This is a genomic window from Ureibacillus chungkukjangi (assembly GCF_044795995.1).
Classification (GTDB): domain Bacteria; phylum Bacillota; class Bacilli; order Bacillales_A; family Planococcaceae; genus Ureibacillus; species Ureibacillus chungkukjangi.
In genome coordinates, this window is sequence record NZ_CP085009.1 from 2381328 (window position 1) to 2394971 (window position 13644).

The 13644-nt window shown below is 36.1% G+C and carries 16 protein-coding genes and 1 riboswitch; of the genes, 1 reads left to right on the forward strand and 15 read right to left on the reverse strand.

Translation table 11 applies throughout. The features are described 5' to 3' along the window. Positions 1-14: 14 nt before the first annotated feature. The 11 genes from LG296_RS11820 to LG296_RS11870 form a co-directional block, all read right to left on the reverse strand. Positions 15-692 carry a hypothetical protein gene (locus LG296_RS11820; RefSeq protein WP_107935439.1) on the reverse strand — a complete coding sequence of 226 codons (678 nt, stop codon included), beginning with the start codon at positions 690-692 and terminating at the stop codon, positions 15-17. Next, positions 689-1183, reverse strand: coding sequence for an ECF transporter S component (locus LG296_RS11825; protein ID WP_107935438.1), 495 nt, complete (start codon positions 1181-1183; stop codon positions 689-691). Before LG296_RS11825 ends, LG296_RS11820 begins: the two co-directional genes overlap by 4 nt. Continuing rightward, a complete protein-coding gene (locus tag LG296_RS11830; protein WP_107935437.1) occupies positions 1184-1603 on the reverse strand; it encodes a bifunctional adenosylcobinamide kinase/adenosylcobinamide-phosphate guanylyltransferase in 420 nt (139 codons plus the stop codon). Beyond that, positions 1555-2154, reverse strand: coding sequence for a histidine phosphatase family protein (locus tag LG296_RS11835; RefSeq protein WP_107935436.1), 600 nt, complete (start codon positions 2152-2154; stop codon positions 1555-1557). The genes LG296_RS11830 and LG296_RS11835 overlap by 49 nt, the downstream gene beginning before the upstream one ends. Further along, a complete protein-coding gene (gene cobS / locus LG296_RS11840) occupies positions 2127-2900 on the reverse strand; it encodes an adenosylcobinamide-GDP ribazoletransferase (RefSeq protein ID WP_107935435.1) in 774 nt (257 codons plus the stop codon). Before cobS ends, LG296_RS11835 begins: the two co-directional genes overlap by 28 nt. An 11-nt stretch (positions 2901-2911) precedes the next feature. Further along, positions 2912-3478, reverse strand: a complete 567-nt coding sequence (locus LG296_RS11845; RefSeq protein WP_107935434.1) for a bifunctional adenosylcobinamide kinase/adenosylcobinamide-phosphate guanylyltransferase — start codon at positions 3476-3478, stop codon at positions 2912-2914. Between the two features lie 66 nt (positions 3479-3544). Next, positions 3545-4486, reverse strand: a complete 942-nt coding sequence (locus LG296_RS11850; protein WP_107935433.1) for an ABC transporter substrate-binding protein — start codon at positions 4484-4486, stop codon at positions 3545-3547. Further along, positions 4483-5034: a hypothetical protein gene (locus LG296_RS11855; protein WP_107935467.1), complete on the reverse strand. Its 552-nt coding sequence runs from the start codon at positions 5032-5034 to the stop codon at positions 4483-4485. The genes LG296_RS11850 and LG296_RS11855 overlap by 4 nt, the downstream gene beginning before the upstream one ends. A 160-nt stretch (positions 5035-5194) precedes the next feature. Further along, positions 5195-5372: riboswitch (cobalamin riboswitch) on the reverse strand. A gap of 72 nt (positions 5373-5444) precedes the next feature. Continuing rightward, positions 5445-5855 carry a Fur family transcriptional regulator gene (locus LG296_RS11860; RefSeq protein WP_107935432.1) on the reverse strand — a complete coding sequence of 137 codons (411 nt, stop codon included), beginning with the start codon at positions 5853-5855 and terminating at the stop codon, positions 5445-5447. Beyond that, positions 5852-6715: a metal ABC transporter permease gene (locus LG296_RS11865; RefSeq protein WP_107935431.1), complete on the reverse strand. Its 864-nt coding sequence runs from the start codon at positions 6713-6715 to the stop codon at positions 5852-5854. The genes LG296_RS11860 and LG296_RS11865 overlap by 4 nt, the downstream gene beginning before the upstream one ends. A gap of 15 nt (positions 6716-6730) precedes the next feature. Then, positions 6731-7477 (reverse strand): metal ABC transporter ATP-binding protein, encoded by a 747-nt coding sequence (locus LG296_RS11870; RefSeq protein ID WP_107935430.1) that lies wholly within the window; start codon positions 7475-7477, stop codon positions 6731-6733. Between the two features lie 145 nt (positions 7478-7622). Between LG296_RS11870 and LG296_RS11875 the strand changes: the two genes are divergently transcribed. Further along, the gene (locus tag LG296_RS11875) at positions 7623-7865 is read left to right on the forward strand and encodes an endonuclease IV (protein ID WP_107935429.1); all 243 of its coding nucleotides are present in this window, start codon (positions 7623-7625) and stop codon (positions 7863-7865) included. Between the two features lie 94 nt (positions 7866-7959). Here the strand turns inward: LG296_RS11875 and dacB are convergent, their stop codons facing one another. The 4 genes from dacB to LG296_RS11895 all read right to left on the reverse strand — a co-directional run bounded on the left by dacB (position 7960) and on the right by LG296_RS11895 (position 13639). Continuing rightward, a complete protein-coding gene (gene dacB, locus LG296_RS11880; protein WP_107935428.1) occupies positions 7960-9393 on the reverse strand; it encodes a D-alanyl-D-alanine carboxypeptidase/D-alanyl-D-alanine-endopeptidase in 1434 nt (477 codons plus the stop codon). Between the two features lie 695 nt (positions 9394-10088). Beyond that, positions 10089-10976, reverse strand: a complete 888-nt coding sequence (locus tag LG296_RS11885; RefSeq protein ID WP_107935427.1) for a deoxyribonuclease IV — start codon at positions 10974-10976, stop codon at positions 10089-10091. Positions 10977-11103: 127 nt separating this feature from the next. Then, a complete protein-coding gene (locus LG296_RS11890) occupies positions 11104-12402 on the reverse strand; it encodes a DEAD/DEAH box helicase (RefSeq protein ID WP_107935426.1) in 1299 nt (432 codons plus the stop codon). A gap of 268 nt (positions 12403-12670) precedes the next feature. Further along, a complete protein-coding gene (locus LG296_RS11895) occupies positions 12671-13639 on the reverse strand; it encodes a 4-hydroxy-3-methylbut-2-enyl diphosphate reductase (protein ID WP_107935425.1) in 969 nt (322 codons plus the stop codon). Between the last annotated feature and the right edge of the window lie 5 nt (positions 13640-13644).

Genomic DNA, 13644 nt, shown 5'->3' on the forward strand with positions numbered 1-13644 from the left:
CTTCTATATAAAGTCTATATAAATACTCTGACCGGCTCATAGCAAGTCGAAATTTGCTTTTCAAACTCCCCTAGATCCATCTGTGGTATACCTACAATAACTGCGGTTGCTGGACCACTTGTTTTCTCCAAATCTAATGAGCATTCAAATTTACCTCCTGGTAGGATTCTTTCCAGTTCTGCTAATATCCCTTTCGAGCCAACTGGCCAAATTTGTTTTACGATTTTTAATTTTACTAAATTATAAAGTTCATTTAGCTTTGCAACATGTTGAGTTTCTTCAATTACCTCTTGACCGACTAATGGCTTCCCAATTACAAACCATTGAAGGTTTTCTTTAGATATCTCATATTGCACTTTTCCAACCACTACTAAACTTATACCCGATTGCAATGAATTAAAATTTGATTCAGTTGATCCGTTAATTGGCGGTACAGCTAAACCAATCTCGTCAAATGCCTTTTCAATTCCCTTAATATAATCCTTCCAGGCAACCTCCCCAGTAAAGTTCGATAAGAAGATATTAGTTGGCTCCGCACCCGCACACCATTGCTCTAACAAAACAACTCGCGCAGAATAGTATGCTGTTAATTCATTTGGTACATGTACAGCATCTAAAGCCTTTTCACCAATACAGCCTGAATTATCTACTGTTATAACCGTACTAGCATCTATTTTAACGGCATTTCTCATAGATTCGACACTTTCCCCTCACTAAATACTTTTCCCATTATAGGAAGCACAATAGCCGTAATTAGCGCATTAATGATTGTTGCAATTAGTAAGCTCGGAACTGCAGCTATAAAAAACGCTGGCGAGATAAGAAAATAAAAAGGTATGGCTGCGAGGACACCATTACCAAGTATTAGAAAAATCCACTTCAAAATTTTATAGCCTTTTTTATGTAAAATATTAAATACAGCTGTGACAATCAGCATTTCAAAGGCAATTAAGATATGGAATGGTCCTGATGGAAAGCCTGACGTTAAGGCAGTCGCTAAATGTCCTAATGCTCCAGCGATACCTGAAAAAAGTGGAGGTAAAAAAGCAACGCTTATAAATGCTGGTGCTGAATCCAGGGCGGCCGTTGTCAGGATTCCCGGTACCTTTATAAAGCTACCTATCACACAAATCGCAGCAACTAAAGCTGTCAATATCATTAACCTTAATTTTGAAGTGCTCATCTACAATCCCTCACCCTTTAATACTTCCGGTAGCCCATACCAAATTCGAATTACATCTTCACTTTCACTAATGAGATTTTGATATAATCGACCACAGGCATCACGCAATTTTCTTTCTTCCTTTTCCATGGGTACAACACCTCTGCCAATATCCGTACAAATACAAATAACACGTGCTTGTTTATTCAACTCAATAAGTCTATTAAAAATTTCCTCTGCTATCACCACTTCATCTAAATGAACTTTTGGAAGAATTATATTTTTAAAGTTCCCTATGACTAAGATGTCCTCTGTTGAGAACGAATCTTTTTTTGGCAATTCACCCTCGAAGAAATGAATTTTCCCAGATGGGTGCTGCATTAATTGTTGTTTTACAAATTTTCTTTTGCCATTATTGGCTCCTCCAATAATAACCTGCATCGTTTCCCCTCCCTTACATATGAAAAATCACACCACTTAAGTGTATAAATCATTCTGTGAGAAGCTTTTATTTTTCGAAACTCTTCTTCAACAGGAGCAAAGCTTGCTAGTATTGCTCTTATAACACCACCGTGAACGATAAATGTATATTCCTTATTCTCTGAAATAATTTGATGAAAACAAGAAAGTACTCTCTTTACAAATACTTGATAGGCTTCGCCATTAGGAGGAGTATTATTTTGTGGATCCTCAATCCATTGCCGATACTGCGAAATATCTTGAAGCTCCTCATAGGTTTTCATTTCAAAATCTCCAAAATTCAATTCTCGCAGTTGTGAATTCGCTGAATAAGTCGCAGCTGGAAAGTAAAGCTCTGCTGTTTCTTTACACCTCTTTAAATCACTCCCATAAACCACATTTGCTCTTATCGGAACGTCAAAGTAATTTTCTTTTGAAAGTATTGATTCATCTGTCCAGCCAATGTATTTTCTTTTTATATTGGCAGCCGTTTGTTCATGCCTTATTAAATGAACAATACAATTATTCCCCATAGGAACACCTCCAGCACTTCGTTAAGTGCTCCTGCTAAATCTCCAGTCATCCCGCCAAAATTCTTAATTGTCCACTTACGATATAAAGTAACAAACACTAGTAGGCATGTAACTAATACGTAACTAACTATACCTATGTAGAAATATGTAATTATAGCAAATAAAAGCGTATATATAGTGAATGCAGTCCATATCTTCTGCGGGTTAACCTGCGATTTAAAGTAAGCAGCTAACCCTTTTTCTTTAATCGTATGCGTAGTAACAAAGTAGACTAGTAGTCCTAATCGACTTAATAGAGGAACAGCTATGAAAAATATAATGATCCCTTCTGAATCATTATGTAGTAGTTCAAAAACAAAGCCTATTTTTAATAACACCAACACTACTAAACTAATAGCACCAAAGGCACCCACTCGAGGATCCTCCAAAATTTCAAGACGACGCGCTTTGTCCTGATATGAGAAATAAGCATCTCCCATATCAATCCATCCATCTAAGTGTAAGCCCCCGGTCATAACAATACCGGCAATAACAACTAATATAGCAAATAATAAATTCGTAAGTTGTAGATATTGTTCATTTACTAAATAAAGGACACTAATCGTACCACCCATTAAAATCCCTAAAGCTGGTAGCATTGCATACATTGCACTTACAGTTTTCTGATTCATAGGCAATTGCTTTCGAATGGGCAATGAAGAGAAAAACTGAAAGGATAAAAGGAATCCAATAAAGCTATTTTTCAAAATAAGCACCTCTATTTCCAACGTTTAATCTTACTATAATCCATTTCATAGGCCTCGTCACTGTGATGTACAATCCATTGATGAAGTATGCCTAAAAGAGAACGATAGTAATTCACTTCTGAGTAGGTTGAACTCTGCTCATCAAAAATTTCGTTGGATACAAGTATTACAATTGCGCCATCCTTGGTCCATTGAAGTAGCTGTTTTTTTAAAGTTTTAATATACTTTTCGATTTCAATTATGCGTTCGATACTGTCAAGCTGCTCTGTTTTGTATAACACATTACTTAACCAGGTTGTTATACACTCCCATAGAATTACAGAATTAGCTGGATAAATTACTTCACTAAACACCACTTCATCTTGAATTTCTATTGTTTTCCACTGGATAGCCGCCTTTTTACGATCAGCCTGATGCCGTTTGATACGCTCAGTCATTTCTCTATCAAAAGCAACACCTGACGCTATATAATATAAATTTTTGCGTTCAAATTTCTGATAGAGCTCCTTGGCATAATCCTCAGCGAAAGCACTTTTACCACTTCGAACGCCACCAGTTATAAAGATGAGTTTACTCATTTGTACCTTCTCCTTAAAATTCGAAAAGAGCAAATTCAACTTAAGAATTTGCTCCTTACATTTCACTTAGTTAAAAATTTCCGGATAAATGGTTGAAGCAATTAGTTCAATCGCTTCCCCGATTCGTGGTCCTGGACGATCTAAGATATCAGCGTTCAGTTCATAAACCTCTTCATTTTGAACAGCCGTAATATTTGACCATCCTTCACGTGCTAAAATTTCGCCTTTTGGATCCTCACTATAATTTACAGTAGTTATAATCGCTTCTGGATTACGAATAATTAAATCTTCTTCTGATACTGCAAACCAGCTTTGCTGATCGGCATAAATGTTTTCAACTCCAGCAGCTTCAATTAGCTCTTGCTGGAAAGTACCAGAGCCAACTGACCAAATATCAGGCGATGGCGAGATTTCAAAGTAAACTTTTTCCTTTTTATCTAGAGAGACCGTTTTTTCTTGAACCGCTTCAATTTGATTTTCGATTCCAGTAACAATTTCATCTGCTTTTTCTTCAACTTTTAATACTTCTGCAATTTGCTCAATATCTCCATAAACATCTTCGATAGTTGAAGCAGTTTGAATAACAAATACCTTCAGCCCAGCATTATCTAATTGTTCGATATGTGTTTCTTCCCCAACTGTATATGCAAATATTACGTCAGGCTGCAATTCAACTACTCTTTCGGTATTAATAGTCATAGAATCTGAAATACGTTCAATTTCAAGTGCTTCTTCAGGGTATGTATCAAATTCCGTTGCACCGATTATTTGCTCGCCTACCCCTAATTCAAATAAAATTTCAGTATTACTTGGTTGTAAGGATACGATTGTTTTTGGTACTTCCTCAAACGTCACTTCCACTCCACGATCATCAATCACTGTATAAGCACCAGATTCTTCTGTAGTGCTCGCATCATCTTTTTTGGCTGGCTCAACTGAAGTTGAACAACCAACTAATAATAATGAAATAGCTAGAGGTGCTAGCCATTTTTTGTTTATAGCTTTCATCGTATTTCCTCTTTTCTTTTTTTCTTTGTTGGGTAAGATTTACTTATAAATGGAATTTCCTTTACTTCATGCTTTTGATTTGAATAGACAGCCATTACAAAAAATACGTTTGCAAGTAACCCCAAGTAATCGAACAATATTTCAGGTACATCACGTTCTTCGCTTACTTTATGTAGCGCACGGTAGGATTTTTTTGCTTCGCTACGACAGATATGAAGCAAGGAACCCACTTCACTACCTTGAGGCAATAAAAATTGCTTAATCACTTCTCCTACCTCTTCAACATAATAATCATAGCGACTACTCAACCATTGTAAATCTTCCTGTGAAATCGCCAATTTCCCACGTACAGAGCCGTTCAAATGATAGCATAGTGGCTGGATGACTTGTAAATCCTCATACACATCTTTGCATGCTTCATCTGTATTTAACATTGGCAAAATCGCTCCGACTCTAGTTGTAAGTGAATCTGTTCGAATTTCATAATCAACCAAACTTCCTTTTTCACGCATAAACGGATAGCAGCTATAGCGAATATCCTTTCGAATTATCCTCACCTCCATGAAATTTTGATTAGTGAATGACCAATTCAGATTTCAGAGAATATAAAAAGCCACCCAAATAACGGATGGCAAAAGATTACAGAACAAACTTATACAAATAGATTCATTCAATTATGCCGTACATTCCCTTTATTTCCGAAGAGGTTTGTTACGATCAGAAAAGGATAGGTCTCCTGGCTTGTGCATAGCATTTCAAAGAGCCTTCCCATCCTGAGACAGTGGCTTATTCTTCAAAACTAACACATACAGTTGCGGATACAGCTTCGGCATTTAACCGAATTCCCAATTAAGCGTTAATACGCATCTTTTTCCTGCAAACAATATTCACTTAAAAGCAATATAACATATTTTTCAAAATAATAGTATTTAAATTTATAACTAAACATTACTTATGACTAATTGCAGCTTGTGCATTTTCCATAGATTTCGAATTTATGGGCTTCAATTGTATATCCTGGAAGCTTTTCATTTAGCATTTCCATTGGACAAATTGAAATTTCCTTTACATTCCCGCATTCCATGCAAATAAAGTGATGATGGTGGTGATCAGATTCACATTGCATACGGAAATTTCTTTCACCATTCAACTCTGTTTCTTCTAAAATACCAAGATCAACAAATGTAGATAAATTACGATATATTGTATCAAAGCTCATGCCAGGAAAATCTTTTTTCAAAACAGATAAGAGATCCTTTGCAGTTAAATATTTTTCAGTTTCTTCGAACATATTCAATATTAACTCTCGTTTATCTGTTTTTTTATAACCATTATCCTTTAATATTTCCCATGCTTTTGTTAAATTCACTTAACTGCTCCCCTTTCTTTTGCATTTGTTTTAAGTAAAAGCTTTTTAACGAGGATCACAATCAATAAAATTATAATTGATGTTACTACGATTGTTCCCCCCGGTGCGAGGTTCAAATAATACGCACTTATTAACCCTATTATAACAGCCGCTTCCCCGAAAAGAATCGAATAGATAATCGTTTGTTTAAATCCTTTTGCAATTCGCATACTCGCTGCAACAGGTAAAGTGATTAATGATGAAACCAATAAAATCCCAACAATTCGCATACTTGCAGCAATCACTAATGCCACTACAAGCATGAATAAGAAATGAATCCATTTTGCTGGTAGCCCACTTGCATGGGCATATTCTTCATCAAAGGCTAAGACAAACATTTCTTTAAAGAATAAAAAGATAAATATAATGACCACAATGGCAATACTTACTACAACCCATAGGTCTTGCCTCGAGACAGCTGAAACCGAACCAAATAAATAGCTCATTAAATCCGTGTTAAAGCCGCTTGCCAATGAAACAAAAATCGCAGTCAAACCAATCCCTGCCGACATAATAATCGGAATCGCGAGCTCTTCATAATGCTTGTAAAGTCGACGCAATCGCTCGATTAATATAGAGCCGCTAACTGCAGCAACAATTCCTAAATAAATTGGATTTAAAAGTATTAATGCTGAGAAGCTCTGACTTAAGTATAAGCTTCCCGCTATCCCTGCTAACGTAACATGAGATAACGCGTCTGCGATTAGTGACATTCTTCTTACTACTATAAATACACCTAGTAACGGTGCAATAACTCCAATAATTAGCCCAGAGATAAAGGCATTTTGTAAAAATTCATAGTTTAAAATTGCTTCAATCATTTTGCCTTCTCCTCATTAATGAATCTTTCTAACGGAATGTCCATACCAATTGTCTAATTGAGTTTGAGAAATTGTATCAAACTCCTTTTTAAAGCCATGGAAATGAATCGTTTGATTTAAGCAGGCAACATGACTGATTCGGTTGGATACCGTATCAACATCATGAGTAACTAAAATAATTGTCTTATTTTGTTCCTCGTTAAGCTTTGCAAGCATATCATAAAATGATTGGACATTTTCGTGATCGATTCCTACAGTTGGCTCATCTAAAATCAATACCTTAGGATCTGAAATAAGAGCACGCGCGATAAACACCCTTTGCTGCTGTCCACCTGATAGCTGACCAATATTACGAGTTAGGAATTGCTCCATACCAACTGAGCTTAGCGCCGCTATCACTTTACTATTAACATCCTTTGGCATTCTTTTAAATAGGCCAATTTTTTTTGTTAAACCACTTTTAACAACCTCTTCAACAGTTGCTGGAAAGCCTGAGTTGAATGCATTGGATTTTTGAGAAACATAGCCAATCCACTCTCTATTATGGAATGTTTCATTTGTTTGGCCAAAAAGCTGAACTTCTCCTGTCATCGGCTTTAATAATCCTAGTAATAGCTTTAACAAAGTCGACTTACCTGAACCATTTGGACCAAGGATGGCAAGGAAATCTCCTTCCTCGACCTTTAACGAAATGTTTTTTAAAACTTGTGTATATTCATATTGAAAGGAAACGTTCTTCATATCAATTAATGTTTGACTCATATTTTCTCTTCTTTCTAATTCATAATCATTACGATTTACAACTTGTTAGTATAGTTCATTCCTAGCCAAAAGTAAAGTAAGTTTACTTAGTTTTTATGTAAAGCTTGAAGATTTTTGTAAAGCGCCTTGAAAGGATGTTATATTTTTGAAACAGATCGAGTTTATTGAACAATTTCTTTCTAAATCAGATCGAGAAATTGTGAAGTTTTCAAGAGAATATGGGATTGATTTAACGATTGAAGAGGTACAACGTTTAAGACCCTTATCTCAGCGTGCCTCCATCACTTGGTTATTTACTGGCATACCCAATTCATTTTTAAGAGATGTAGAAACGATTATTGGAAAAAAGAAACTAAAAAAGCTACTAAAATATTTAGAGAGCTATTAAAAATGAGATTCACTAGAAAACTCGGACTTTCATTAAGACCTTAACCATTATACTTAGCTGCAAAAAAGAGGCTTCTTTGAGAAGAAACCTCTTTTTAATATTGTAAAATTATTTTTTTCACGACTTCATCAATAGCGTTCAATCGAACAGATGTCTGGTTTTGAGTCATAATAGTAAAAGCAAAAGTCCTTCCGCTGTTTGCCTTTACATAGCCTGCTAATGTATAGACTCCTGAAATATGACCTGTTTTTGCAATCACTCGATTTTTGTAATTTTCTTGAGTAAAACGATTTTTTAATGATCCCCCAATAATTCGATCGGTTTGTCCACCAATTGGTAAGCTTGAGTGAAGGAATTTAAATGAAGGACTTTCATCTATTTTGGTCAATAGCAGAGAGAGTTCATTAGCAGTCACTTTGTTAGCGTGGGACATACCTGAGCCATCCTCAAAGCTCCAGTTTTCCATATTTAAACCGATAGAAATGCCATGCTCCTTTAAGGCTGCTAGTCCTTCAATCGTATCCCCTTTCCCATTGAATTCCCTTCCCATTGTTTTGATGAAGATATCCGCCATACTATTGTTGCTAAGCTTTAAAAATGGATACATTAATGACTTTAAAGGCAGGGAATACTTTGTATAAATTGAATTTGCGCCCTTTGGAACGATACCTCTGTCGATTTTCATAGTATCTGCAAAGGCTAGTCCAGACGCCTCAAAGGACTCTCTAATAGCATGCAAAGTATTGATGGTAGGGTCATTTAAAGTGACCCAATCCTTAAAGCTTGTGTTTAAAGGGATATTTCCAGTGATTGTAATTCGATTTGTTCGATGCTCACGTAATATTTCAATGCTATTTTTTTGGCCTTTGTTAACAGTTACCGCAAGATTATTTATAATCATTCCGCTCAAACTCGGTTCAGCACTGAAGGTTGGTCGACCACCAACATTGGAAGCAGCGTTTACATTTATAATAATGGTCCCTGCATCGTAATCATTATCTGGTGACATCGATAAAGCTGATGTTCTTGCTGCAAAATAATAGCTTTCGTCATCCTTTGCAATTCCTGGTGTAAGCTGCTCTCCTAAAAATAAAGACTCATCCCCATATAGATTTCCATTAATTTGCTGAATTCCATAGAACATTAAAATATCGGCCATAAAAGTGAAATCCTTCTTTTGTAAAGTTGGATCGCCCCCACCTTTAACATAGATATCACCGTTTAGCACTTTCCCTTCAACTTCTCCATCGATATAGAGCTTGGTTTGGAAGCGATAGTCCGGTCCAAGCATTTCGAGTGCAGCAGAAGCTGTTAATAGCTTTAAAGTAGAAGCCGGCTTCATAGCCACATCACCGTTTTTCATATAGATCAACTCGCCACTGTCCACATCACGTAATGACACGCTAATATTTTGATTTCCCAACTGTGTCTGAATAGTATTTTCTATATCCGTTGTAGCTTGTACAATTTGCAACGGGCCAGCGATCAAAAACAATATAACAATAGAAAGAATTAGCCTCGTTTTCATTAATTCCTCCAAGAGATTTAAGATGAGTATAGTATTTACCACTTTTTAGTTCCTTAAGCTAGTCAATTTTCAATCTTAAAAATAAGCACTAAAATACTACGAAAACTGTCTGATCAGTTTATACTATGTTACTCTATGGGATAAATTCCATATATCTGGTATGTAGGGTAAATTTAAGGAGGTTTATATACAGGGAAAATGCGAAGACTAGATATTTTGCTTGGAGCATGAAGGTAGAACAAGAGTTTTATCGGGTTCTCCACTCTACTCAAAAGCTTTGAACAAAAATGTTCAAGGGCTTTAACTTTTATAGAAAGCTATCCACAAAGCGGAGAATTAGATTTGCTTATTATAAATAAAAGGAAAAATTCCGCTTAATTTGATAAATCTCTATATTTCCTTAAAAATAAAGAAAGATTTTCCTGTTATAGTGGTAAAATCCAAGAAATTCCTCTAATTAAAGGCAGTTAACGGGAAATCTTTCGCTTATATTTGCTTTTTAAGGCTCTATCTCTACATTAGCGGGAATTTCTCCTCTTATGAGATCGCCCAATACGACGAAAAATCAGAGCTATCAAAATTAGAAAACATATAATTTACTCTATCAGAGAGGTACCAACAATCTTGACTTCATAATTTCCATAAACAAAAAAACACCACGCAATTATAATTTGCTTGGTGTCTCGCAGCTTATATTAAACTAGCAATGCTTCGATTTCTGATGGCTTGTAGTCACCAGTTTTCAGCATTTCTATTTCGAATTTGTATGGTGCTTTTTTGTTTTTGGCGTCAGTGCCTACCCATGGTGTTTCAAGGATTTTTGGTACATTTACGAAAGCCTCATGGTGAACAATTGATTTAAGTGCTTCAAAGCCGATATGTCCAAAGCCAATGTTTTCATGGCGGTCCTTTCCAGCTCCACAAACATTTTTACTATCATTTACATGAACTACCTTGATTCGGTCGATACCAATTAGCTGATCGAATTTCGCTAGGACGCCGTCAAAATCGTTGATAATGTCGTAACCAGCGTCATGGGTATGGCATGTATCAAAGCATACTGATAGACGGTCATTATTTTTTACGCCGTCAAAGATTTGAGCCAGCTCTTCAAAGGATCTACCAACCTCTGAGCCCTTTCCTGCCATTGTCTCAAGAGCAATTTGGACAGGATAATCGGTAGATAATACTTCGTTTAAGCCTTCAATAATTTTCGCAATACCAGCCTCAACTCCTGCACCTACATGCGCACCTGGATGTAGTACAATTTGGGTTGCTCCGATTGCAGCAGTACGTTCGATTTCCTTTTGAAGGAAGTCGACTCCTAGAGCAAAGGTTTCGGGTTTTGTGGTATTTGCAATATTAATTATATAAGGAGCATGAACTACAATATTCGAAAGACCATTTTCTTTCATATGTAATAACCCTGCTGCGATATTTAACTCTTCAATTGGTTTACGACGCGTATTTTGCGGTGCGCCAGTATAAATCATAAACGTGGATGCTCCATATGAAGCGGCTTCTTTACTTGAGCCTAGAAGCATTTCTTTTCCACTCATGGAAACATGTGAACCTAACAACATTTTCAAGTCCTCCTATTAGAAAACTAGGCTTATTGCCAAGCCTTTTAGATTAGCCTTAATAACACAAATGCGGATAAGAAAGTTTTGAGCCCTCTTATCCGTAACTTATTCTTAACTCAATTTGAATTTATTTTTGACGATTTTTCTTTCGTCTTTCTTTCTTTTTAATCTTTTCCATTTCCCAGCGCATATTACGCTTATACCCTGGCTTAACCTTTTTCGGTTTACGTACCTTTGATTTTGCAATCACGTCAATTTCATTTTCATGCTTTGCACGATTTTGTCTTGAGTGACGTTCCTTTAACTCAATCCATTCACCGTTTTTCACATCTTTTTGAACAAATGGAATACCCATTTTTTCTACACGAACCACTGCATCTTCATCTTCTGGCTCAAATAATGTAATAGCTGTCCCTTTGTTACCAGCACGTGCAGTACGGCCTACACGGTGAATAAAGAATTCTAGATCTTCTGGAATCTCGTAGTTAATAACATGAGAAATCCCTTGAATGTCAATACCACGCGCTGCTAAATCAGTCGCCACGATATATTGGAATTCTAGATCTCGAACCTGCTTCATCATTTTTTTACGGTCACGAGGACTTAAATCCCCATGAATTTGTCCTACACGAATACCTTGCTCTGCTAAGTAGCCTGCTACTGCTTCAGCATTTTTTCTTGTATTACAGAAAATAACAGCTAAAAATGGATTAATAGCTTCCATTACTTCAACCAGTCGGCGATTTCTTGATTTAGAGCGTACCGGCACTAAAACGAAATCGATTCCTTCTGCCACTGGTTTTTTATCATTCATATGGATATGGACTGGAGCATCCATATATTTTTTTAAGAATGGTTGTAATTTCTCCGGAATTGTTGCAGAGAAGACAAACATCTCAAGCTTTTCTGGCATATGAGAGGCAAAACCATCGATTTCTTCGATGAATCCCATATCAAAAGCAAGATCAGCTTCGTCAACTACTAAAATTTGTGCAGTGTGAACAAGCAATGCACCTTCTTTTACTAAATCACGAATTCGTCCAGGTGTTCCTACTACAATTTGTGGTTGAGTTTTAAGCTTATCAATTGTTCTTTGTTTATCAGTTCCACCAATGAACAATTTTGCTTGAATTTCTGTTTCTTCAAGTAATTGGCCAAGTGCATCGAAAATTTGTTGTGCAAGCTCTCTCGTTGGAGACGTGATAACTGCTTGAACTTCTTGCTTTTCTTCGTTAATACGTTGAACAATCGGCAATAGAAAACTATGTGTTTTCCCTGTCCCTGTATGCGCTTGTCCAATCGCACTTTTCCCTTTTAATATAAGTGGAATCATTTCTTTTTGAATCGGTGTTGGTTCTTCAAAGCCTAGTTTTGCAATAGCATCTTTTAAAAATGGCTTTAAATCGTAATCTGAGTACTTCGACATTTTTCGTACCTCCTAATATGTTTTTATATTGTACCATCTATCGTGAACAAAGAACAACTAAACAAGTGTCAAAATCAAGGCATATCAAGGCTTTTAGAATATTAAGTCTATTCCATCAAATGAAATAATCCCCTTAAAAAACAATTATTGATTTAAATTGTTCGTTGATACCGAATTTAAGTCGAAACTTTTACAAATGAATACGCCCACTTGATGCCAAAATAAAAAAACCAGGAGATGCTCCTGATTTTTTATTTTACCCGGTAATTTAATATGGCATGATTTTTTCTACCGGTTTTGGTTCTTTAATTTTTGGTAAAATTTTATCGATTGTAACTGTTCGATTTATAACATGTGTAGCCGGATCTTGAGGGTCAAATTTCTCCAAGAATGTAATGACCTCTTTAACGATTGGTGTTGGTGTAGAAGCACCAGCTGTTACAGCAACATTTTGAATGCCATCTAACCACTCAATCTTTAACTCTGATATATCTGCAATACGGTGTGAAGGTGTATTAGCAATTTCCTCAGACACCTGTGTTAAGCGATTAGAGTTATTCGATTTCGGATCTCCTACTACAATTAGTAATTGCGCTTTGCCTGCTTGCTCAGCAACTGCTTCTTGGCGAACCTGAGTAGCAAGACAAATTTCTTCATGAATTTGAATATGTGGATATTTTTCTTTTAAATAATCCATTGCTATTTTAACATCCCATTGACTCATTGTCGTTTGGTTTGTTACAAGCAATTTATCGTTATCCAGTTGTAATTCATCGATATCCTCTGCACTTTGTACTAAATGGACATGGTCAGGTGCAACACCAATTGCTCCTTCTGGTTCTGGATGTCCCTTTTTACCGATGTAAATAATATCATAGCCTTCTGCTGATTTCTCACGGATTAGATCATGTGTCACCGTTACATCAGGACATGTTGCATCAATTGAAACAAGTCCTTTTTTTCTAGCAATCTCTCGAATTTCAGGTGAAACACCGTGAGCTGTAAAGATTACTGTTCCTTTATCAACCTTTTCAATAATTTCTTTACGGTTTTCACCATCTAATGTAATGATCCCATCTTTTTCAAAAGCATCTGTTACATGTTTATTGTGAACAATCATACCTAATATATAAATCGGTCTCGGTAATGATTTATCTAATGAGGCATTTCGTGCAATAACCATTGCATCCACTACACCATAGCAATAGCCTCTTGGATTTATTTTAATGACTTGCATCATGT